The sequence below is a fragment of the Paenibacillus sp. JT22N1 genome (assembly GCF_059692155.1).
Map to the genome: position 1 here is coordinate 293,657 of NZ_JCAUAW010000001.1, position 23,132 is coordinate 316,788.

At 45.6% G+C, this 23,132-nt stretch carries 22 protein-coding genes and 1 pseudogene; 8 read left to right on the forward strand and 15 right to left on the reverse strand.

Going from position 1 to position 23,132, the window contains the following annotated elements:
- Positions 1-75 precede the first annotated feature (75 nt).
- Positions 76-1,350: an MFS transporter gene (locus AC58UU_RS01300; RefSeq protein WP_497312269.1), complete on the reverse strand. Its 1,275-nt coding sequence runs from the start codon at positions 1,348-1,350 to the stop codon at positions 76-78.
- Positions 1,351-1,518: 168 nt separating this feature from the next.
- Here AC58UU_RS01300 and AC58UU_RS01305 point away from each other — a divergent pair, with 168 nt between their 5' ends.
- The gene (locus AC58UU_RS01305; protein WP_497312271.1) at positions 1,519-2,100 is read left to right on the forward strand and encodes a TetR/AcrR family transcriptional regulator; all 582 of its coding nucleotides are present in this window, start codon (positions 1,519-1,521) and stop codon (positions 2,098-2,100) included.
- A gap of 57 nt (positions 2,101-2,157) precedes the next feature.
- On the opposite strand, the gene AC58UU_RS01310 is transcribed toward AC58UU_RS01305, so the two are convergent.
- The 3 genes from AC58UU_RS01310 to AC58UU_RS01320 all read right to left on the reverse strand — a co-directional run bounded on the left by AC58UU_RS01310 (position 2,158) and on the right by AC58UU_RS01320 (position 7,371).
- Positions 2,158-3,840 (reverse strand): type 2 periplasmic-binding domain-containing protein, encoded by a 1,683-nt coding sequence (locus tag AC58UU_RS01310; protein WP_497312273.1) that lies wholly within the window; start codon positions 3,838-3,840, stop codon positions 2,158-2,160.
- Positions 3,841-3,947: 107 nt separating this feature from the next.
- Entirely contained in the window at positions 3,948-5,555 is a 1,608-nt protein-coding gene (locus AC58UU_RS01315) for a response regulator transcription factor (protein ID WP_497312274.1), read from the reverse strand.
- Position 5,556: 1 nt separating this feature from the next.
- On the reverse strand, positions 5,557-7,371 hold the full coding sequence (locus AC58UU_RS01320) for a sensor histidine kinase (protein WP_497312276.1): 1,815 nt from the start codon (positions 7,369-7,371) through the stop codon (positions 5,557-5,559).
- 146 nt (positions 7,372-7,517) lie between these two features.
- Here AC58UU_RS01320 and AC58UU_RS01325 point away from each other — a divergent pair, with 146 nt between their 5' ends.
- The gene (locus AC58UU_RS01325) at positions 7,518-8,468 is read left to right on the forward strand and encodes an ABC transporter permease (RefSeq protein WP_497312277.1); all 951 of its coding nucleotides are present in this window, start codon (positions 7,518-7,520) and stop codon (positions 8,466-8,468) included.
- Between the two features lie 109 nt (positions 8,469-8,577).
- Positions 8,578-9,450 (forward strand): carbohydrate ABC transporter permease, encoded by an 873-nt coding sequence (locus tag AC58UU_RS01330; RefSeq protein ID WP_497312279.1) that lies wholly within the window; start codon positions 8,578-8,580, stop codon positions 9,448-9,450.
- A 100-nt stretch (positions 9,451-9,550) separates the two neighbouring features.
- On the opposite strand, the gene AC58UU_RS01335 is transcribed toward AC58UU_RS01330, so the two are convergent.
- The 10 genes from AC58UU_RS01335 to AC58UU_RS01380 all read right to left on the reverse strand — a co-directional run bounded on the left by AC58UU_RS01335 (position 9,551) and on the right by AC58UU_RS01380 (position 18,386).
- Entirely contained in the window at positions 9,551-9,964 is a 414-nt protein-coding gene (locus tag AC58UU_RS01335) for a VOC family protein (RefSeq protein ID WP_497312281.1), read from the reverse strand.
- 80 nt (positions 9,965-10,044) lie between these two features.
- Positions 10,045-11,550 carry an alginate lyase family protein gene (locus AC58UU_RS01340; RefSeq protein WP_497312283.1) on the reverse strand — a complete coding sequence of 502 codons (1,506 nt, stop codon included), beginning with the start codon at positions 11,548-11,550 and terminating at the stop codon, positions 10,045-10,047.
- Positions 11,551-11,793: 243 nt separating this feature from the next.
- Positions 11,794-12,015: a hypothetical protein gene (locus AC58UU_RS01345; protein ID WP_497312285.1), complete on the reverse strand. Its 222-nt coding sequence runs from the start codon at positions 12,013-12,015 to the stop codon at positions 11,794-11,796.
- Between the two features lie 288 nt (positions 12,016-12,303).
- Positions 12,304-12,603, reverse strand: a complete 300-nt coding sequence (locus AC58UU_RS01350; RefSeq protein WP_497312287.1) for a hypothetical protein — start codon at positions 12,601-12,603, stop codon at positions 12,304-12,306.
- 347 nt (positions 12,604-12,950) lie between these two features.
- On the reverse strand, positions 12,951-13,316 hold the full coding sequence (locus tag AC58UU_RS01355; protein ID WP_497312289.1) for a hypothetical protein: 366 nt from the start codon (positions 13,314-13,316) through the stop codon (positions 12,951-12,953).
- Positions 13,317-13,791: 475 nt separating this feature from the next.
- Positions 13,792-13,941 carry a hypothetical protein gene (locus AC58UU_RS01360; RefSeq protein ID WP_497312291.1) on the reverse strand — a complete coding sequence of 50 codons (150 nt, stop codon included), beginning with the start codon at positions 13,939-13,941 and terminating at the stop codon, positions 13,792-13,794.
- Positions 13,934-14,542, reverse strand: a complete 609-nt coding sequence (locus AC58UU_RS01365; RefSeq protein ID WP_497312293.1) for a 4-hydroxybenzoate synthetase — start codon at positions 14,540-14,542, stop codon at positions 13,934-13,936. Before AC58UU_RS01365 ends, AC58UU_RS01360 begins: the two co-directional genes overlap by 8 nt.
- A gap of 46 nt (positions 14,543-14,588) precedes the next feature.
- Positions 14,589-15,659 carry a bifunctional 3-deoxy-7-phosphoheptulonate synthase/chorismate mutase gene (locus AC58UU_RS01370; RefSeq protein WP_497312295.1) on the reverse strand — a complete coding sequence of 357 codons (1,071 nt, stop codon included), beginning with the start codon at positions 15,657-15,659 and terminating at the stop codon, positions 14,589-14,591.
- Positions 15,660-15,770: 111 nt separating this feature from the next.
- Positions 15,771-17,006 (reverse strand): phenylacetate--CoA ligase family protein, encoded by a 1,236-nt coding sequence (locus AC58UU_RS01375; RefSeq protein ID WP_497312297.1) that lies wholly within the window; start codon positions 17,004-17,006, stop codon positions 15,771-15,773.
- Positions 17,007-17,042: 36 nt separating this feature from the next.
- The gene (locus AC58UU_RS01380) at positions 17,043-18,386 is read right to left on the reverse strand and encodes a phenylacetate--CoA ligase family protein (protein WP_497312299.1); all 1,344 of its coding nucleotides are present in this window, start codon (positions 18,384-18,386) and stop codon (positions 17,043-17,045) included.
- A 563-nt stretch (positions 18,387-18,949) separates the two neighbouring features.
- Between AC58UU_RS01380 and AC58UU_RS01385 the strand changes: the two genes are divergently transcribed.
- From AC58UU_RS01385 to AC58UU_RS01400, 4 genes are all read left to right on the forward strand, one after another.
- Entirely contained in the window at positions 18,950-19,477 is a 528-nt protein-coding gene (locus AC58UU_RS01385) for a hypothetical protein (protein WP_497312301.1), read from the forward strand.
- A 21-nt stretch (positions 19,478-19,498) separates the two neighbouring features.
- On the forward strand, positions 19,499-20,260 hold the full coding sequence (locus tag AC58UU_RS01390) for a hypothetical protein (protein ID WP_497312303.1): 762 nt from the start codon (positions 19,499-19,501) through the stop codon (positions 20,258-20,260).
- A 57-nt stretch (positions 20,261-20,317) separates the two neighbouring features.
- Positions 20,318-20,626 (forward strand): hypothetical protein, encoded by a 309-nt coding sequence (locus AC58UU_RS01395; RefSeq protein ID WP_497312305.1) that lies wholly within the window; start codon positions 20,318-20,320, stop codon positions 20,624-20,626.
- Positions 20,627-20,775: 149 nt separating this feature from the next.
- Complete coding sequence (locus AC58UU_RS01400; protein ID WP_497312307.1) at positions 20,776-21,558, forward strand: alpha/beta fold hydrolase; 783 nt, start codon at positions 20,776-20,778, stop codon at positions 21,556-21,558.
- A 113-nt stretch (positions 21,559-21,671) separates the two neighbouring features.
- Here AC58UU_RS01400 and aroC read toward each other — a convergent pair whose 3' ends face one another.
- Positions 21,672-22,727 carry a chorismate synthase gene (gene aroC, locus AC58UU_RS01405; RefSeq protein WP_497312309.1) on the reverse strand — a complete coding sequence of 352 codons (1,056 nt, stop codon included), beginning with the start codon at positions 22,725-22,727 and terminating at the stop codon, positions 21,672-21,674.
- 139 nt (positions 22,728-22,866) lie between these two features.
- Between aroC and AC58UU_RS01410 the strand changes: the two are divergent.
- Positions 22,867-23,129: pseudogene (locus tag AC58UU_RS01410) on the forward strand (LysR family transcriptional regulator); the annotation flags it as partial.
- Between the last annotated feature and the right edge of the window lie 3 nt (positions 23,130-23,132).

The following is a 23,132-nucleotide window of genomic DNA, read 5'->3' on the forward strand; positions in this document are numbered from 1 at the left end:
CATGATAAACCCGGCTCTGCTGCTGATAGGCAGTGGAACCGGGTTTTATGTTTCATTCCTAAGGTTGAAAAGTTTCTAAGACGTAGGCATTAGGCGCCGGGTCAATGACCAAAATAGCAGGGCTAAGGCGCTTACTGAGGCGCCCAGCAAGCATACGCCGATCCAGCCTACGTATGAAAAAACGACAGTTGAGGAAATTGAACCGACGGCACTGCCGATAGAATAGAAGATCATGTAACCAGCAGTGAGACGGCTGCGCGCCTCTGGACGTACGTTCAAAATCATGCTCTGATTGGTGACGTGAACCGCCTGCACCGCTAGATCCAGTGCGACAACTCCGACGATTAATGCCCACAGTGAGTGTTCGGTAAAGCTTATAGGCAACCATGATCCTAGAAGCAGAACGAGAGCTATACCGGTTGTTCTCTGGCCTAATCCACGATCGGCCAGATGCCCAGCCCGCACTGCTGCTATAGCTCCGGCAACACCTGCTAGGCCGAACGACCCGATTACGGTATGTGAAAGGGAGAGTGGCGGTGCGCTGAGCGGCAGTACGATCGAAGTCCATAATATGCTGAACGCCATAAAGATCAACAAACAGATGACGGCTCGTATGCGCAGTATTGGTTCTTGAATGAACATGGTGAACACGGAGCGCAACAATTGCGGATAGGGTAGAGGAGCTTTTACTTTATCGTGCTGTGGCAGCATACGAAATAAAGCGATAGCCACTAAAAGTGTCATTCCTGCAGAGACATAATAGACGGCACGCCATCCAGCGAGATCTGTCAGTACGCCAGCGATGGTACGCGCCATCAGAATGCCGATCATGACACCGCTTGTCACCAAGCCAACCACACGGCCACGATCAGTCGGCGCAGCTAATGTTGCAGCGAACGCCACAAGCACCTGTACCACTACGGCAAGCAGTCCTACCACAGCCATACCTCCCAAAAGTACAGCGCTTGTGGGTGCTATACTTACCGTGAATAGCGCTAAGACGGAGACTAGCAGCATACTGACAACCAAGCGACGTCGATCAAGTAGATCGCCAAGCGGTACGAGAAATAGAAGTCCCAAAGCATAGCAAATCTGAGTGATTGTAATAATTATGCCTACGAACGAATGACTGATGCCGAACTCCTTAGCTATAATGTCGAGTAACGGTTGTGCGAAATAGATGTTGGCGACAGCCAGCCCACTGGCGATTGCTAACAACAGCGTGACCGAGCGTGAAAGTGATGATTTGAAATCCGATTCGGATACGTCGGACTCGCTTCGTACTGTTTTCACTTCTAGACCGCTTGCATCCCCGATAGTAACTACCATTTTTTCTTCAAGCTTCTCCATTGTTCACTCTCCTTGGTTGAATTTAGTTATTTATATAACATACTGATCAGTACGTTATTATGTTGAAAAATATAAGACAAAGGGCTCTGTTTGTCAATGATTTGACATTTTAATGTTGGGAATTATAAAATAATATCATACTGATCGTTATGGAAAGAGGGGGTTAACATGGCGAGGCTCCGTGAATTTGATGAACAAAAGGCGTTAGACGCAGCTATGCATGTATTTTGGGAAAAAGGATTCGAAGCAACCTCGTTAAGCGATCTGACATCCAAAATGGGTATCCAGCGACCAAGCATTTACTCTGCCTTTGGTGACAAAAAGGAACTATTTGAGGCTGCGCTTCGAAAATATACGCAGTTTCACGCTTCTAATGTTAGAGCTCGACTTCAAAAAAAGTCATCCGTGAAAGAAGCATTTCGTTCTTATTTTGAAAGTATAGTGGCTGAAGAATATGAGGAGGGGCCCAATCGGGGATGTTTTTGCCTGAATACGATGGTGGAACTTGCACCTCACGATGCCAAATTTGAAATACTCACAAGAGAGCATCAGATGTATCTATCCGCTATTTTTCAAGAAACGATTGAGCGAGGCATACGATCAGGTGAGCTTGATAACACTACGAATGCATTAGCCTTAGCCCAGACACTGGTCGTATCGTTAATCGGGCTTACTGTCATGATGAAATCACGTCCTGATCGATCATTTATGAATAATTCTGTAGAATTCATTCTTACATTGCTCAAATAGGACGTAAAAAAACGGGCTTTCGCCCGTTTTAAAATCGTAGTTTTCTTACTCCAGTATTTATTTTTTGGTTACAGACGTGAACCACTCGTTGACTTCTTTCGTTGTCTGATCACCGCCATTAGCTTTCCAACTGGCGACGAATTCGTCAAAAGCATTGACCGGCAATTTGCCATAGATGATTTTGTTGAATGTTTCCATTTCAGACTGACGCAGAAGGTTCCATTTCGAAATCATGGTCGGTGTCGCCGCACCGGTGAAATAGTTTTGCTTGCGAATGTCCATTTGTGACATGACGACTTTCGCAGCATACCAGTTTTCAGGTTTGCGGAAATCCGCGATCTGCTTCTCATAAGGAGTTTCTGGCTTTTTGCCGTCTGCAAGTTTAACCAGCGTCTTCATATACAGGTCCGGAATCCGCGCTGGTCCAGTTATGAATGTGAAGTCATTGCTGAAGTCCTTGATTTTGTCTTTATCACTGGTCGGTTTTCCATCCACGATGTCCCAATCATAGCCTTGGGCAAATCCGTTTTCGAATTTGCTGCCGGTTGGAGGGTTGGCCAAGTTGTCAAGCATGTAGTTGTAATACAGGAAGATTGCTTCTGGGTGCTTAGCATCTTTATTAATCATAAAGCTGCTGTTCACGCCAGAGTTTTGCCATTTCGTGCCTGCCAGTCCATCTGGACCCGCGGGAACCGGATAGGCTTTATATTTTGAATTTTTTACGTTCTTGATTAAATCCGGAGCCGGCCAATCAGGAACCCAGTTTGCTCCAGGCAATACACCTGCATTTCCTTTTGTCCAAATCTCAGCAGATTTACCCTCGTCCCACAAAGCTGCATCAGGATGGATATAGCCTTTGTTCATCCATTCTTGAAGCTTCGCTAGCGCTTTCTTGGCCCCCGGATTGATAGAACCATATTCAAGATTGCCATTCGCATCTTTATTCCATTGCTCCTCAACGGATCCATATGCCCCGAACAGCCAATCAAGTCCGCCCATCCATGTGTTCGTATTGTTTTTCAAGGAAATCGCGAGCGGATAGACGTCCTTAGGAGCAAGCCCGTCCGGGTTCTGATTCTTGAATTTATCCATCACGTTCTCTAAATCTGCGATCGTCTTAGGAGCCGTAAGATTCAGCTTCTCCATCCAATCTTCCCGGAGCCATAACATCGTATCGTCATTGTCGGTATATTCCAGAATTGGCAGGTTGTACTTCTTGCCATTTCGCGTGAAAGGATACCATAGTTCTGGATGTTGAGCGGCATGGTCTTTCCAAGTTTTGTTTGCGTACTTATCAAACAACGTATCAATGGCAACAAACTGGCCGGAATCGATCAATTGGTTGGTTAGTACGGGGTCAGTTGGTACAAATACAAAATCTGGCAGTTTCTCACCGGAAGCAATAGCAAGCTGAAGTTTTTGCTTATATTGATCCCCGCCGGCAGGGTACCAGGTATCTTTGTGCTTAATACCTAGCGTCTCCAGCATCCAACGATCGTGGACATTGTTTTCTTTGGTGTCGCCTTTGACGTACTTCTTTGGCGGGGCAAACATGACGACGGTGCTAATCTCAATTGGCGGATCGTATTTGCCTTTGGTGAATCCAGCATCGGATGCAGCAACGTCTTTCGAACCGGTAGTGTCTGGTTTTCCAGTCTCACCGGTCTTTGAACTACAAGCCGAGACTACGATGAGTGAAGTGGCCACGAGCAGCAGCCATGATTTTTTGAATGTACTCATTTTTGTTTTCCCCCTACGATGTAAGATTACTACATGCTAACTCTACCAACTTATTGGGGAAGGTATCTATAGGATTATTTTAGTTTCCGTAAGACTTTGTTAGGCAATTATACGCCGTCTCTAAATTCTTGCGGCGTTACACCGAACTGACGTTTAAACACTTTGATAAAGTAAGCTGGATCCAAATAGCCGACTTCCATGCTGATTTGATAAACCTTTTTGTCGGTTGTCCTTAGCAAATGACAAGCACGCTCCATTCGGAGAGAGGACATGTAATCGCTTATTCCTTCACCGGTTTCAATCTTATAAATTTTGGATAAATGTGTCGGATGCAAATTAACATGGTCTGCAAGCGCACGCAGCGATACATCCAGATGAAGGTTTTTCTCCGCAAAATCCTGGACTTTCTTCACATACAGAGATCGTATATCTTTGATTTCATTCGATGCATTCTCTTTTAGCTTGCCAAGCACGCCAAGAGACCACTTTCTAAGCTTGCTAATGGAGGAGAAGGCCTCTCCGCTCTGCAAGGGATCAATCTCTGGTCCAATTAAATTGGCCAACGTGTAGCCATTCCGATGCGCTATATGCGTGAAGGAAGAAGCGATTGAAAATCCAGCCTCCATGCAGTGCTCCCAGGATTCGGACCATCTCTCATCAAGTTCCGCGAACACGGTCCCTAGTTTATCCTCCGCCGCATCCCAACGTCCAACCTCGAGCAGGTTAATCAATGTTGGAGGCATATGGATAGCGTCCAAGGTTCCCTTCGAAACGTTTTGCTCGAAGTCACCAACCCGCATGACGAACTCCCGTTCATCTCCTACAATTTGCCGGAAATAGGCCGAAGCCTGCTTATAATAGTCCGATAACTGGTCCGGAAATTGGAACCACTCCGTAATCACGATGGATAGAGATCCTTTCAAGAACTGCTTCACTTTATACTGAAGCTGCATGGCAAGCTTTTCTAAAATAGTTTCTTTCCCAACGTCAGAATGATCTTCCTTGAGCTGAAGCAGAAAGGCAAGATACCCATGCTCCTCCTTAACACCCCAGACCTCGGTAAATTCTCCAATAATCTCTTCAGCCATATTGATGATCGCATATTCCATCAACTGCTGCCCATTGTTTTTATATTGCCCGAATTCTTCCTCCATTCGGACGAGTAGGAGGGCACAGTCACCATAACGGAACGGTAACCCGTAATTCTCCAGCTTCCGACTCCATTCGTCGGCGGACATGCGATGACCCCGGAAGGCGTCAAGAAGCAATTGGCCACGAAGAAGCGGCAAGTTTTCACGAAGGGTGTATTGGGTGCGCTCATAGGAGCTGATGCTTTCCCATTCCGCATTCAATTGATCAATCGCAGCCTTGACTGCGTCAAACAATTCGTTGTCGGTCGGTGGTTTAAGCAGGTAGTCCACTGCCTGGTGCCGGACGGCCTCTTTCGTAAACTCAAAGTCGGAATGACCGGATAAAATAATGCATTTTATTTTTTTATCAAACATACGGATTCGCTCTATCAGCTCTATGCCGGTCATTTCGGGCATGAGAACATCTGATATGACAATATCGATAGGATGCGTCTCGAGAATTTGAAGCGCCTCATGCGCAGAATAAGCTTTATGAACCTGTTCAATGCCGAGTGTATGCCAAGGTTTGTGCATGGATAGGTTGTCTACCCAGTGAGCTTCATCGTCTACTATGATCATTTGCATGTTACATGTCTCCTTGTATGAAGGGATGATGGCGATGTTCTTCTCCAGAGCTTATTTCCCAAATAATCTCTGTTCGAAATCCCCCTAGAAGCGATTTCGTGAAATAGAGATAAGAGTTATCACCAAATTGGTGAATGATCCGCTGGTTGGTATTCCAAAGGCCGCAGCCCATTTTCTCTTGTAAGGGCTCCCGCATTTTATGATTTAAAGCTTTTTGCTGATCCTCCGTCATACCGGGACCATCGTCATCGATATAAATCCTGCAGTAGCCGCCTACAATCTCGCCGCTGATTCGAATTTCACCTGATGAATACGATTTCCCGACCCCATGAATGACTGCATTTTCCACAATCGGCTGCAGCAGCAAGCGCGGAACTTGTTGGTTCATCAGCTCTTCGGGTATATCGATATGATATTCAATTCTGCCGTTACGCAGTTTCTGAATGTCCAGATAGTTGATGATCAGTCGAATTTCTTCGTCGAGACTAGCCGTTTCCCGCTCCATTCGAGTCGTGTAACGGTAGTATGCGCTCAGATTATACGCCATTGAAACGACAGCCTCTTCGTTCTTCATCTGGGCCATGTTAACAATGTAGCCTAGGCAGTTATAAAGAAAATGCGGATTAATTTGTGCCTGCAATTGCTTCAAAGTCGCATCCCTGGCCCGTAGTCTCTCATTGAGCACGTTTTCAATTAAACCTTGAATTTGCTGAGACATATCATTAAATCGATAAAACAGAAAAGAAAACTCATTATGTGCATTGGCGTTGATCCTTACTGAAAAATCCCCACGCTGCACGCTCTGTAATCCGCGAATCAGCTTTCTAATCGGACGTTGAACGTTTCGGTAAAGCAGCACGGAGGAAGAAATACCGACTACAAAAAGCAAGACCATCGATAAATAGAATAGATTGCGGCTGAACGATATCGGACCCAAGATTTGATCCAATGGAACAATGTCAACCAGATGCCAGTCCAATAGGGGAGATTTCACAGCACTAACCAAATAATTTTTATTTTCTAATCTCACGACCTTCTGCATCGTATCTGCCAGAGACTGCCCGTCCAAATAATGGATGAGGTCACTTGATAGCTGCGTGGACGCGCTGCGATTCAGAATAGGAGTCTCTCCCTTGTGGTAAAAGAAAGGATCTCCTTGACCGCCTGCCTTATAAGTGTCCAGCATATTTTGAATATTTTCATGACCAAAGCTGGCTTCAACCACCAAATTACTTCCACTAAGCGTATCCTGTTGGCCGAAAGAATCCGTATAGAACCAATAGAAGGACTTCGGATCACCTTTAGGCACCGTTTCACCATCCCCATAAGTCCATTTTCCGGTCATATTCCTTTTCAAATAATTCTCATCGTACTCGGACGTTCTGATGGCATTAGAAATGGCTTCTTTGTTCTGTTGGGAATATACCGTGTATTTAACCGGCCATATGTTCATAATACCGGACTGCAGCACCATCTTTTCCTGAACCGCATATCTAGTCTGCATGCGATCATAGCGATCTTCCCAGATGTTTAATCCATTGAATTTCTGAACATTCGGATCTTTCGAAAAGGTCATGACAAAGTCCATCATCTGATTGATCCTTGAGTCAATTTGGCTAGATAGAAAAGAGAGCTGTTTAATATTAGAAACCTGCAGCTCTTTGCCTATAACATCGAATGCGATTCTATTGGAATATGTAAATACGATAATGATCGGGATGAACAAAATGATAATAAGACCGTTCATTTTGGCAAACAGACTAAACCTGGTACCGACCCTTCTTTTGACAAACGCAATACCTCTTTGCAGCTCCATAACGATCCCCTCCAGAAGATATCCCTAACAAAACCCTATCCATCCTAACATTGTCATATAGTTTATGGGTAGCATTTGTTGATACTATATATATCAGGGTTTCTCAAAATATACAAATGAGTTTTTATGGAACGGGGTAGAGAGCTATGGACGTAAATACAGTACATCAAGTGACCCACAAGGCCACCGAAGGCGTGAAAAGGAAAAGCAGCTACAAGCAACCATGGATGCTTCATCTCATGGTGCTGCCGGCTGTCATATTGGTTTTCATTTTTTCTTATCTTCCAATGTCAGGGATCGTTATGGCGTTTCAGGATTATAAATCAGGATTGGGAATAACCGGCTCCCCGTGGGTTGGCTTGAAGCATTTTCGTTATATGTTTGAGAATGATTATTTTTTGAAAATTACGTGGAATACGCTGTTCTTTGCTTGTACCAAGATCGTGCTGAACTTAATCATTCCATTTATTTTCGCTTTGTTATTGAATGAGGTAAGAAACATGGGACTCAAAAGGTCCATCCAAACACTTGTCTACTTTCCTCACTTTCTTTCATGGGTCACACTCGCAGGAATTCTGATTGATATGCTCGCCCAGACTGGGCTTGTCAATCAGTTCCTTTCCAGTGTGTTCGGCATTAAGCCAATTTTCTTTCTAGGCGACGGTAGTTGGTTCCGATTTACCATTATTTTCAGTGATGTCTGGAAAGAATTTGGGTTTAATATGATTTTTTTCCTAGCCGCGCTTACTGCCATTAATCCAGCGCTGTACGAAGCAGCAGAAGTTGACGGAGCAAGCCGCTTCAAGCAAGCGATGCATATCACCATACCATCCCTTATACCGATCGCAATCGTAGTTGCAACTTTGGCTCTGGGCAATGTACTGAATGCGAACTTCGACCAAGTGTTTAACCTGTATAGCCCTTTGATCTATCAGCAGGGGGATATTATCGACACGTTTGTGTACCGGGAAGGTCTTCTAAGCGGGCAATTCAGCTTCGCAACGGCAGTTGGTCTATTCAAATCATTGATCAGCTTAATTTTAATCATCATATCCTACCGTCTTGCTTATAGATTCGCTGGGTATCGAATTTTCTAAGCGAATGCTTACGAAAACTAAGTAACGCTTACGAGTCCAGTTTTCTGACGAAAACTAAGTAACGCTTACGAAGCCAGTTTTCTTACGAAAACTCTAAGGAGGACAACATATGTACCACAAAACGTTATCTTATCGCATATTTTCCGTTTTTAACAATGTGCTGTTGATCATAATCTCTATTCTTTGCCTACTGCCGTTGTACCACTTACTGATGGTGTCTTTTAGCTCAAATGCCCCTGCCAACGCCGGGTTGGTTACGTTTTGGCCGATCGGTTTTACACTTGAAGCCTATGAAAAAACGTTTAATAATGACCAGTTTCTTACATCACTTGGGGTATCCATCAAACGGACTATCCTTGGAACAGCGCTTGGGATGTTCATTAACGCAATTGCAGCTTACGCGCTCTCCAAAGATGCTCGCGTCTTTCGCGCTCGCACTGGGTATCTCTGGTATTTAGTCATAACCATGCTGTTCAACGGGGGCCTGATTCCAAACTATATCCTTATCTATAAGCTTGGTTTAATGAATACGATGTGGGCGCTTATCCTGCCAGGTATGGTAACGGTCTATAACCTCATTCTACTTCTTAATTTCTTCCGTAACGTTCCTAAAGATCTTGAGGAAGCTGCCTTTATTGACGGAGCCGGTCATTTCCGAACCTTCTTCATGATTTACTTGCCGATCTCATTACCGGCCATAGCGACAATTGCATTGTTTACGATGGTGGGACATTGGAATGCTTATTTTGACGGCTTAATCTATATGAAAGATGCTGAACATCTCCCGCTTGCAAGTTTCATGCAAACCATCATTGTTCAAGCGGATATGTCGAAGATTGATCTGTCGGCAGTTGCCAATCAATCTCAACGAACGATTCGGGCATCTCAGATATTTATCGGTGCACTGCCAGTATTGATGGTCTACGTTTTCCTACAACGTTTCTTTGTAAAAGGGATCTCCATCGGTGCTGTCAAGGAATGATGGGATGAACCAGACAGGGAAATTGCTCTCTTATTGAAGCTCTATAAAAAGAAGAACACTGTAACCATGATGGCTACAGTGTTCTTCTTTTTTTGCCTTCTTACTCCTTCGGCATCTTACTCATATCTATATACAGCACATTCCACCGATGACCATCCAAATCAATGAAACCGGCTCCGTACATCCAGCCCTGATCATGAGGCTCACCGTAAATAGTGCCGCCAGCCTGTACCGCTTTATTTAACATTTCATCAACTTCTTCTTTGCTCTCGGCATCAATGGAAAGCAATACTTCGGTGCCTTGCTTCGTATCTGAAATATCATTTTTCGTAAAACTTTTGAAAGTGGACTCCGGAAAGAGCATTACGATAACATTGCTATCTCCGATTAGTAAGCCAGCGGCATCCTCACTATTGTGATGTCGCGGATGAAAAGAAAATCCAAGCTTGGTGAAAAACTCTTTTGACTTATGGAGGTCCTTCACCGGCAGATTGAGCCAAAATTCTTTGGTCATTGTCATTTCTCCTATAAATTGATTATTTCTGAACTCTTATCGTTAATAGTAGCATAAAAAATGGAAATCGTGCATCTTCCTTAGTTGGCCGCTTTCGGAACCGCGTACAACAAGTTCTCCCGAGCTGTCGCGTCTTTTTCTTTTAACAATTTTTCGGCAGTAGCCCGGAATTCCGGTTTGCCGTACGCTTTCGTAGCAGTAGCCATTGTGGGGAGTGCCGAAGATAGACTTTCGGCTTTGATTTGTTCAAATTCCCATTCTTTCTGCTTGCTGATGTATGGGTTCAGAAACTCCAAAGCTTTAAGGATACTGCGCCCGTCTTCCGTCTTGTAATTCCACAGATCGACCCCAACTTTACTTCCTAACCGGGCGACAATGGTGATGGCTTCCATATTGTAAGTCGAATAGTGCAATGAACGAGTTCTGGCAATTTCAAGCGGCATGCGTCCGTCAGGCTCGATTTGCGAAGCAATCCGCTTCTTGTTGTCTTCGATTACTTTCTTGGCAATATCGGGATGTCCGCTGAATAAGGCGTAGGCGGCGACTTGTGCGTCATACCAATTGCCATGATTGTTTTTGGCATTCTTTTCATCAATGCCGATCGGACTTTCCATCAACCACTTCATATAATCGCTGATCCATTGCTTAAATTTAACCAAGTCTTGATCGGGCAAATACTTCGTGCCATTTAAGATCGTCGCAGGATCCAGCGTGTTCAAAATATTTAACGTTTCAATAATGCCCGCTGCTCTGCCATCATTAACGCCTGGAACCGCTTGGCCGTAATTTAAGCTTGGATTCATTCTTGTCGCAGGGTCCAGATACCAAACTCTTAGTAATTTGGCCGCATACTCGGCATAAGCCTCGTTCTCGGTATAGAAATAGGCTAACGACAGTGTGCGAATACCCGAGCTTGTCGTACCGAAATTCGTACGGTCGAAGGCGTTTGTATTGACTTCAGGATTTTGCTGACCGTCTTTTTGTATATAGGGTAAACCATTGGGTGTATCGGGATTCGGCCACCAATACACACCGATTGAAATATAATCGTGCTTATCGCCGCTTGGAGCTATTTTGCTCTTGTCCATGACCGAATAGGGACCTTTTAGCATTGCTGCATCTGCATCTTGCTTCAATTGATTGACGCTTTGCGTGATAAGCGGATCTCCTGCCAAATATTTGCTCTTTGCCTCGTTCAAGGTGGCAGCATCTAGAGTAAGCAGCTTAGAAGCATCAAGTGACTCTGTGCTTTTGCAAGCAGCTTTCTTCGCTTCATCGCCCGGTTTACTTCCGATAATGATTGCTCTGCAAGCGGAGTCCCATTCAACGGTCTTACCGAATAGTTCCACGACCATGCGGACGGGAACATAGGTCGTATTCTGATATATCAACGACTCCGGTACCTTGTCACCCTGATTATTGTACGATCCATTTGGAGCGCTTTTATTTACCCCGTCAACGAATAATCTTAACTTTTTCAAGCTAATGTCTGTCGATGTTGAAGCCGCAAAGCCAATCCCCGAGAAGAACAATGATCCGCATAAAAACGATACAGCCACATGCTTGAGCGAATACTTCCTATTCATCCTTTTTTCACTCCCTAAGTTATGAATTCTGAATCGATATGAATACGTTTACAGATTCCATACTATCTTTTGCATAAACAAGCGGCTATGGATTTATTTATGATGCATATGTGGAAATTTATTATAGGAATATCTTTCATTGATATCACAACAAAAATCCGCAACCTTAGAGGTTACGGATTATCTAATTAGTTGTAGGAAGCACGCATCTAGGATCCAATTGAATCGGTGATTAAACCGCTTTCAAATTATTTCGCTTTTAACTATGTAAGGAAGAAGATCACAAGACATATCCGCTTTGAGATCAACGATACATTGCAAAGCTTGCTGCTCATCAATTCCCAGAACACTGGTTAAGTAGAAAAGCATGTGTTCATAGATCGAGCCGAAATTCTTTAGTTCGTTGGGGTTATCGGACAAATATTTTTGATGTTTCTTAACGAAATTCTCGGTGACAGGATTCAAATGGATATACCTCCAACTGGTTATAAAATCAATCTAACACAATTGGTTAGAGGTGAATAGGATTTTTTTTATATCTATGGATGACCATACATTTTCTTTATTTTTTGAAAAACCATAGATAGTAACCGTATGAAATTAATAGAGTGAAGGTTAAGGTAATGAAACTCCAATACCAAGCCCAATTTTTCTTATCATGGAACAATTATGCTCATAGCAGTCCAATGATAAACCACCTAAATGGAAGTAGGACAGAGCCGCACGAGAAATTCGCCCGACTCTGTTACGAATTTATTTCTGAGTTTGTTCTCCTCTGTGCCCGCCTTGCCATCCACCTTGTTGGCCGGTCCACTGTCCACTATGACCTTGACTACCTTGCCAGTGACCACCATACATACCATGATAAGGCATTGGATAGTGGTGTGGATGATGTGGATATGGAACAGGATAAATGATTACTGGATGATGATGCATATAAGGATGATATGGGTGATATGGATGATGTGGATGGTGCGGGTGATGAGGATGATGAGGATGATGAGGATGATGAGGATGATGAGGATTAACATAATGACTTTGGTTGTAACTCATTGTTTAATCTCCTCCAAATTTTTGATACACCAACCTATGTAAAAATACAATAATTGGATGCTTGACTTTGTCGATTTGGGCTTTCTTTTGGCTACTAAGCAGCCTGAGGTTAAGTTCCCTGGATGCAAGACAATTCAAGTATGGAAGGCACTAGATGCATTAATAGGGAGGTGACGCAAAAGGAAGGACCGCGTTTTTACTAGTGTGGAATCAAGAGGGGATGCATGAATCTGGATTTAAATAGGGGAATCTTCGGGGTTCTCTCCCCAATGCTCCAAGAATAAATAAAAGCACATGACATGATGGCCATGTGCTTTATTTTCACTACCACTAAACCCCATTTGATATTACTTTTTTCGGCGCTTTTTCGACTTTATCTTTTGTTGTGGCTTCTTAATGAGAAACCGGATCGTTGAATCGATTAAACGTTCAAAGGGTATCTTTTCTATGATGTGAGGTAAGGCTTGATCTAACGAAATAGGCAACGACGCCTCTTTGGGCGTGGGATCCCGCTCAGCTTTTTCCGGGTTCCGCATGCTCTCGAGTTCTTGCTGGACGAACTGCCTCCACTCCGGGTCAGCTTCCGGAGCTGCCTCCGACATCTCCACCGATTTATTTTCTTCGATAGTAGTATTGTCTTCATTGGAGTTCGGAAGCTCCGAAGAATCTAATTGTCTGTGGTCAGACTCAAGTTTATTTTGACGATGATCCATAGTTACTCCTCCTAGTATAAGTTCAACAACAACGCACCGGTCCTGGACAATCCCACGAGCAGTACGACCTCTCTATCAATGGACTGAAGCGGAATTCATCTGAACAATGTGCGAGTACCCATAAAATATCTATACATATACTGAACTCAAAATGGGGCAAGGACGATGCGCGACCCGATGGAACGGCGAAAGTAGGAGAGGTGCGGACTTAAGCTTCTCCATGAAGCTGCCGCTTCTTCTCCCGAGGATTGTACAATCCACATACTTCGCGACACCATTGCTTACCGATAGCCTGGTCGTTCCACCTAAATGAGTAATGATGTAAGTCAGGAATGGATTTCGTTGAATATATAAAAAAAGCGAAAAAAAAACGTGCCCGAAGAAAAGCTCCTTTCGGAGCGTATTCAACGAAGGGGTATGGTAAATAAGGCTGGCTCTTAGGGACAGCACTTCCCTTGTGAGTCAGTCTTTTCTACTACGCTTCTTCCGGTTTGTTACCCTGTACTTCTATTTTTCCTTTCTGCGCTTTTTTCTCGAGGTGCTTCAGTTCTTTTGCTTTTGCTTTTTCCGCTTTCTTTAATTCCTTTATTGCTTGCTTCTGCTCTTTCGTTTCTTTGTCACTCATGATTCATCCCTCCAATAGATTGGTTCAAACGTTGTCTGATGATATTCGGATTAAAATATTCAAGCATCTGAATTCCCGGTGCAGTTCCGAAATAAATCGAATATTTTTTATAAGGCACTTTATCGCGCAGCTCCGGAAAACGAAGTTGGAGCGGCTTATGGAACAAATCGATCACTTCTTCCTCATTTATCGCCCCGGAGTCAAGCACTTTTCTGAACGTTTGCAAACTCATAGCGCTGATTGATTTTCCAATCCCTTCCTGTCGGTGCGCTATCTTCTCAAACAAAGAATGCGGCACATGCTTCGAGCAAACCAGCGCAAGATTGTGAGATACCAGAAAGCCGCTCTTTTCGCTTATCAAGAGAGATTCTCTGATATAATACGGAGCACCGGAGGACTCGCCAAAAAGATCTGCATGTTCTTCAAGAATTTGCTCTTGGCGAATGACATCAACTAGCATTTTTTCGTTCAGCAGAGTTTCGAGTATATCTGTTGTCCGCCCGTCCGTCACAAGCAAAAATTCAAATATCAACCCATGTAATAAATCAAATGCCCTTCCCGCATCATGCGAATCCATGTCGAAAGAGTTAATATCTGTCATACACTCTCCTCCGTTAGTGAATGTCTACTCGTGCTGCTTCTTAACTTTAGAAAAAGCCGGAATCGCGGAGTCCCTTCCAGAACGTATTAAACTCGTCAATATTGATCTGCTGCTTCGCGTCAGAAAGTGCAGCCTGCGGATTCGGGTGCACCTCGACCATGATCCCGTCGGCACCCGCAGCAAGTGCCGCCTTCGCGCAAGGCAGTAGAATATCCTTTCGGCCGGTGGAATGACTCACATCCACGAACACCGGAAGATGAGTCTCCTGTTTCAATAGAGGAATTGCAGAAATATCGAGCGTGTTTCTCGTCCATTTTTCAAAAGTACGTATTCCACGCTCGATCAACATGACCTGGTTATTCCCGTTATACAGGATATATTCTGCCGCAAGAATGAACTCCTCTAGTGTGGCGGAAAGGCCTCGCTTCAGAAGAACAGGCAGGCCGGATTGGCCGACGGCTTTCAGCAGATCGAAGTTCTGCATGTTGCGGGCGCCGATCTGAAAGATATCGACATAACGGGCTGCCGTATCGATTTGTGAAGGACTCATGATTTCGCTGATGGTCACCATACCCAGTTCATCAGCAACTTCCTTCATGATTTCCCAACCTTCCACACCGAGCCCTTGAAAGTCGTATGGAGAGGTTCTCGGCTTGAACGCACCCCCGCGCAAGACGGTAACACCGGCATTCTTCAACGCGGTCGCAACCGTCAGGAGCTGGTCTCTCGATTCGATTGAGCAGGGACCCGCGATCGTTACGTGCGAGGTGCCTCCAAATTCGGCATGCTTGACCCGAATAATCGTATCCTCGCTCTTGTGGTGGCGGCTCACAAGGAGCTTTCGTTCATTTTTAGTATTTTTGTTCATTTTCGGGTATGAACGGAAAATCTCCGTAAATAAGTACATGACTGTGTCGTTATCGATGGGTCCCAGGTTATGACTAGTAAGCTCATTCACCATTTGCTGGATACCAATCGGATCCTCTTCCGATATCCCTTGTTTTTCCTTTGTCCGGATAATTTCATCGGCCGTACGCGCCTGTTCATTCAGCAGATGAAGCAATTGTCGGTTATTCCCATTCAGTTGAGATTGTAATTGTTGCAATTTTTCACTCATTCGAATACTCCTTTCTTTTCGGTCAATGACGGGAACCTTTTCCTGGCCGGTTTACTCCTATATCCTCTTTTGCGTATCAGCCAATAACTCTCGCGCTCATACATGGTTACTTCAACTGAATTTTTGAATATATACCGGCTTTATCGACGGGACGTTTTTCACAAGCTCGACACGGTCAAGCAACCTGGAGTCCGCGACGATCTCTACGGTGACAGGCACATGCAGCTTCCCGAATAAATGAGAACAGACAGCCTCCTCCGACCACTTCCCGGAATCATGCGAATCAAGAAGAAAGTGCAGCCCGTTCTCTTGCCCAATTGCCTTCCAGGCATCCGGAGCAGGAGACAACGAATATACGGCTTCTTGGAGGTCTACCGCGTCCAGGAGGGTATCACCAAAACGGATTCGATCCTTACTCCTACCGTAATGCACCAGCTTGCCCCCCGTTCGGCCGCAAGCACACAAGGAATGTTCGACAGTGATGATGTCTTCATTAAAGTATCGCAGCAGAGGAGATCCTTGATGGGAAAGCGTTGTAATCGCCGCAAACCCTCTCTCCCCTTGAGAAATGGTGCCTGAACCGTCTTCATGCAGCACTTCTACGATAAAATCCTGTTCCACGATATGCAGCGCGCCGTATTCGCACATCGTAGCGATATTAGCGGTTTCCGTCGAGCCATACATATTAAATACAGGCACGCCCCACAGCTTCTCTATATGCTCCCTGCGCTTGTCGCTCATTAGTTCTCCGGCAACGCAAATGGCCCGTAAAGCCGAAAAATTCTTGCTCGGAGTCAAACCGATTAGACGCGCTGTTTCGGCGAGGAGCTCAAACTCTCGCGGGAGCCCAGCGGCTACGGTGACATTAAGACGCTCCATTAGCTGCAGCACTCTTGGGTATGGCGTAACTGCGGTGCGTCCGCTTGCGGGAACAATCCCAGCTCCTGACTGCCATGCCGCTTGCTGCATTAAGAACGCGGGGAGTGCCATCGCGTACGGAAAGCGGATCAACACTAGATCGTCGGCTGTAAACCGAACCCCGCATTCCTTCAGCTGTCTTCCACCAGTCCCCAAGTCCTCTTGGGTGAACCAGGAGGAGGAAGGCTCTCCGGTTGTGCCGGTTGATTCGTGGTATTGCGCAACCTCTTTCATTTCGACTGCAAGGTGACCGAAAGCGCCAGCTTTCCGGAGATCTTCTTTTGTTGTGAGCGGCAGTGTTTGGATGCGGTCCAATCCAATGCCATTCAGGTTATATTCCGATAATTTTTCCTTGTACAAAGGCGATTTTATAAGATGTGCCAATAAATCCTTGAACTTTCGCTCCCACTCCCGGTCATTGTTAGTCATAACGCAGCACCTCCTCTCCTGTTTCTGAGGTTTTTTCTAATTGAAGATTCGGGTAGCTTTGCCGAAAGTACGAGGGATGTCATGTCTGATTTCGACTTCGCAGTCAATCCCGATCCGGTCAGCCATATGCTTTCGGATTTTCGCCGCCAATAGCTCGTCGCTTAATTTCGTCCGAAACGGCTCGGCTTCGATCTTAAGAACTCCCTGATTTAGCTTGAAGTGATACCACATGCCCACATCAGGAATTTCCATAAGGAAGTGTTCCAGTAAGAACGGAGAATAGTCCTCACCATTCAATCGCAGCATACTCTCCATTCTGCCTCTCAGATGCAAAACGTCCATGTTGATTCCGCAAGTGCATCTGGACTTTTGCAAATAGCCGATATCCCCGGATCGGTAACGCACCATCGGCATTCCTTCGCGCAGCAGCGTCGTCACGATGATCTCTCCGGTTTGACCGTACGGAAGCGGCTTCTCTGAAGCCGGATCAATAATTTCTACCTTCACATGTCCTTCCATCACGTGATACCCTTTGTGTTTACTGCATTCAACACCTACACCCCCGCACTCGGTCGAGCCGTAGAAGAATGACACTTCGCAGCCCCACCATTTCTCCAGCCGTTCGCGGAAGGTAGAGGAGCACCCTTCACCGGTAAGCACAATTTTCTTAAGTCGTATATCTTCACCTATTTTTATACCGAACCGCTCGCTTTCTTCCGCCAAAAGCGCTGCATAGGAAGGAGTGGTAGCGAGAACCGTGGCTTGGTATTCCTTCATCAATTCCAATGACTTATCGACGGGAGCCATATATCCGCCTTTGCCAAGCGACAGCACCGCCGTTCCAAACGCAAACTGGTACAAACGCTGAAAACCAAGACCGGGCAGCGCAAACTCATATGGCAGCGCGATAGCCGAAACATCAACGTCCGACTCCTTGAAAATTTCCAAATATTTGGGCAGCAAATCGTATACATACTGATCAGCTAACGTGTAAGAGGTATAAATCGGCTTCCCCGAAGTTCCGCTTGTAAGGTGAACCTGACCGATTTCTTTCGGATCGACGCACAAGATCTTCTGCTTATCTCCTCGTATAACGTCTTTCTTGAGCAGCGGTACTGAAGCTAATTGCTCCAGGCTTTCGATTTTCGGTTCCGTGAAGCCCGCTTCTTCCAGCTTCGAACGGTAATATTCATTCGTGTTCCAGACATGAGCAAGCGTAGCGTTAATAGCTTTCAACTGATAGTCTTCAATTCTTTGCCGAGGCAGCTTTTCAATGGTTATTCCTTCATCATCCAATTGCTTAAAAAAATCCTTGAATGGTTCCAGATGAGATGAATGCTCATCAATTGAAACCGTCATCTTATGGGATTGCAATTTCATAAAAACCCTCCTTGGCAGCGCTTTTCAATAGTATCCCTCGGCTTTGTAATCGCCCTACCGATTGGAAATCAGCACTGAGTTAATGGCCTGTTCTTTTATGGTAAAGTGTGAACAAACTTACTACAATAACCATGTGCCTAAAACCTGTTTCAGCGAGAAAATCGTTACAGACGACTATGTGTTCGGATGCCACGTTATTTTTCTTTCCGACAAATTTCTGTCCTCCTCCGTAATTACTGTTATGGAATGCACGATGGTAAAGACTTGATTCGGACAAACGTACATTTTCAATAAACTGAGTATTTCATCCAACCGTTGTATGGGGATCACACATATCGTAACAAGTAAAGTGGAAATGCAAGGAGGGGATTTATCTGTGTTGCTTTACGGGTTGGAGAAGGACCAAGATTTCCAATATCTCAATAGACGGCTTCTAAAATGCTGCCTAGACGTCGGAATCCACAATCCCGAACTTAGAATTTCCCGTTTTGTGTCGATTCCAACGCAACAGGTATACCAGATTTTCGACATTCTGCCGGATTTATCATTGGAGGTCGATAGGAATGCCAGATCAAAGCGTCCATATGAAACAATTTGAGGAAGCCAAAACACTCCATAATAAAGGGGTGGACGGAGACAAAAAAGCGGTGATACAAGCAAACGAGATGCTCTTAAAGCTTCGTGAGGCCGAGCCTGATGATGCGCAAATTGAAGCCTATTACGGCAGTACTCTCGTTCTATTAGGCCGGGATGCCGTTAAAATTCTGGAAAGAGCGGATAAGGCGGAAGAGGGATTAGACGCATTGAATCGGGCCGTTTCTTTAGACTCAAACCATAAAGAAATTCGGTTGTTACGTGGGAACATTTGTCTGAGGCTGCCGGAGTCCTTTTTCCATTGCTCGGAAACGGCGATCGAGGACTTCACCTTCCTGCTTGATCGCTATAAAGAGAATTCCAGCTACCTTACTCAAAAGCAAGTACGCGAAGTACTGCGAAACCTAGGTGCAGCCTACCAAAATGCAGGAAAACCTGACAAAGCAGAGGCAGTCTTGCAGCGTCTCGTTCAATTGGAACGGAAGAAAAAATCATAAGAAAAGAAAGGGGGATGACCCTTGACACTCGATGAGAGACTCGACAAGGTTAAATCGCTGTATAAGGAGGGCGCGAAAGGTAATGTAACTGCCGTACAGGAAGCGAATCAGCTGTTAGAACGGCTGCGACTCGATTATCCGGACCACCCTCCAGCGGAAGCTTACCATGGCAGCATCATGCTTTTAATCGCTCGGGATAAAACGAACCCGCTCGAAAGGTTGAAATTGGCGAAAAACGGCTTAAGGCTTCTCGACAAAGCGGTAGCAGCCACTCCACAAGACAGCAGGGTCCGATATCTTCGCGGCAGGTCCGCATACAGGCTGCCAGAGAAGTATTTCCAACGTACGCGGACGGTAATTGAAGATTATTCCTTCTTGATCGATCAGGAGTTACTTCAAGAGGGCCATCTCGGGGCCATGGGCGTTGACTACACGAAACTAACTTACGAGCTTGGTGAGGCGTATCGCAGAATCGGTCGGAACGAGGACGCGGCCAGATGCTGGTCAAAGCTGGAGCAACAAACACAGGATCCGGAATTCAGGCAGCTTCTCAAGCAAAAGCTGCAATCCTTGGAAGGCAAACCTGCGATTGAACTCATCCAAGCCAACGACAGCCTCACATCGATCTTGATAGGAAAAACTGCTCGCGCCACCGGCAATGTACTTCTCAAATTGGCGGAAAATGAGATGAATAAACTAGCTCTCCCTAAGGATCCCAGGAAGGAAAAGGAGATGAAAAAAGAAGCTCGCCGTAAACGTCGCAAGAAGAATAAACGACACTAGAGCAAGGATCATCCCCTTACCCGAGGAAATCGTAGGATCGGAAAGGAGGTGAGGAACATGTCAGATTTAATGAAAGGGATCTTCAGAGGAGTAAGGAAAGAGATTCTATATTTCGCCGAAGTTGCTTTGAAAAGCGGCGCTACCAACGTCGGTAAAGAACTTTCGAATGTGACGCGCGATGTAAATCAACCGTCCGATTTAAATTTAGGAACGATCGCCAATGCCTTGAAGAGCGGTGCTATCGCGGCTGGCCAAGAATTAATGACGACGGGACTGGAGCGCGTGAAGGGAATCGAACCACAGGATCAGAAATCGAAAGTGACCGAGGAATCCACGTGGACACAACTATCTAAGGAAGAGGACTAAAACAGGAGTTCTACAGAGAAAGGCTCTAGCCGTTAATCGGCTTAGGGCCTTTCCCTTTCATCCTCACTCTATTCCCTTCCGTAGAATATATTGATCTTGGATATCGTTCATTCGCGGCAAGAGATTACGAAACTGGAGAGTGGGTAATTTTGGAAAAAGCGTTCGTCAACGGCGTAAACATTTGTTATGAATCGATTGGGGAAGGATTTCCCTTGATCGGGCTCACAGGAAAAGACAGCAACATGGACTGGTGGCACCCGGCAATCAAGGCAGCGTTAAGCGAAAGAAACCGCTTGATCATGCTCGATCATCGAGGTACAGGCCGGAGCGACGCTCCGACGGAAGCGTACGGTATCTCGGATATGGCCAAGGATGTCGTCGGGCTGATGGACGCGCTCGATATCGACAAGGCACATATTTTAGGCCAATCAATGGGTGGAATGATTGCACAGGAGCTTGCAATTGAATTCCCCAGTCGCGTGGCGAAATTAGTCTTATGCTCCACGACCTGCGGGGTCAAACGGGTACCGCCTTCTTTTCGGATGCTAAAATGGCTGATGCGCAAAAACGCTGTTTTTTCCCCGCAAGACACACTAAATATGCTTTACTCCAAAGCCTATATTCAAGAGAATCCGGCCAGGATCGCTTCACTCGTGGAACGGATGCAGATCGCGCCTTCGAATCCTAGAAGTATGGAGATTCATAAACATGCCAGCAAGAGTTTCGATTCGTACCATCGGCTCGGGCAAATTTCGGCACCAACGCTTATTATTCACGGTGAAGATGATTGGGTCTTCAGTCCGAAGCATGCCAAGATTCTGAACCAACGTATTCCGGACTCTAAGCTGATTCTATTTCCCCGTGCGGGCCACGGTATATTTTCACAGGAGCATCACATGGTGTTGGAGGAAATCCATCGTTTCATCGATTGACCGGACAGAACAAAATAAAAAGACGACTCTTATTCATTTTGAATGAGTAGTCGTCTTTTAGTTAGGTGAGTATAGTTCAAGTATACGGTTTCCCGGCCGGCAAAACATAAGATTCAACCCAGCATGGCGGCTTGTCGTTTGTACTGATCCTCCAAAACGAGACATGCCATGGCCTCGACGACCGGCACAATTCTCGGGCAAATGCACGGATCATGCCGGCCTTCTGTTCGAATCTGCTGATCTTCTCCTCTGATGTTGATGGTCTTCTGTGGAACAGAAATGGATGACGTCGGCTTTACGACAACCCGGAATATGATTTCCTGCCCTGTGCTTATCCCACCGATTATCCCTCCCGAATGGTTAGTCAAAAAACCAACGGCGCTCATCTCGTCGTTATGTTCGCTGCCAAGCATAGAGGCGGCGGAGAAACCGGAGCCAAATTCTATACCTTTCACCGCGCCGATGGACAGCATGGCCTTAGCCAGCTCCGCGTCCAATTTATCGAATACCGGCTCCCCAAGACCAGGGATGACACCGCGTATTCGGCATTCAACGATGCCTCCGCAGCTGTCGCCGACCGTCGCTAAATGCTCCACCTTCTTGATCATTTCGGTTGCTGCTGCCGGGTCACAGGCACGGACGGCATTCTGTTCGATGGCTTGCTCTTCAAATGACCGGCAAACAATCCCCCCGATTTCTTTCGTATAAGCCAGCACTTGTACTCCTCTTCTCTCCAGCAGCTTGCGCGCCACCGCGCCTCCGGCCACTCTGCCTGCCGTTTCTCTTCCGGATGCCCGACCGCTCCCCCGATGGTCACGAATCCCGTACTTCTGAAGATAAGTAAAGTCCGCATGTCCTGGCCGAAAAGAGTGCTGGATCTCATTATAAGCCTCCGGTCTCATGTCATGATTATGCAGCATCACAAAGAGCGGTGTGCCGGTTGTCTTCCCCTCAAATACTCCCGATAAAATATGGACAATGTCATATTCCTTGCGCGGAGAAGTCACCGAGGATTGACCGGGCTTTCTCCGATCCATCTGAATCTGAATATACGCTTCGCTTATTTCAACTCCAGGTGTCACTCCATCCACGATGACACCGACAGCAGCTCCATGCGACTCGCCAAAAGTAGTGATTTTGAACATTTCGCCGAATGTGTTCCCCGCCATATTGTAAAGCCTCCTTAACTTTTGTTCCCCTTTAGACATCTCTCTATTTGATCGACTTATCTAAAATAATTATAATTAACATGATGAAATAAGTGAAATCACAATATGGCCACCATCACATAGATGTGTTCTATACCAAATGTTTAACTTGGAATGGTACCGCAATTTTTGCAAACCGCTCGTAACGGAAATTTAACGAAAGCCGCGCAACAACTGCATATTACGCAGCCGTCGGTCAGTTATGCAATAAAGCAGATGGAAGAAGCTTTGGGGCTTCAGCTGTTTCACCGATTATCCAAAGGTGTGGAGCTGACGGAGGAAGGGCGCGCACTGCTTACGTATGTGGAGCATTCGTTTTCACTGCTCGATGCCGCACAGAAGCATTTGCACAACTTTAAGCGACAT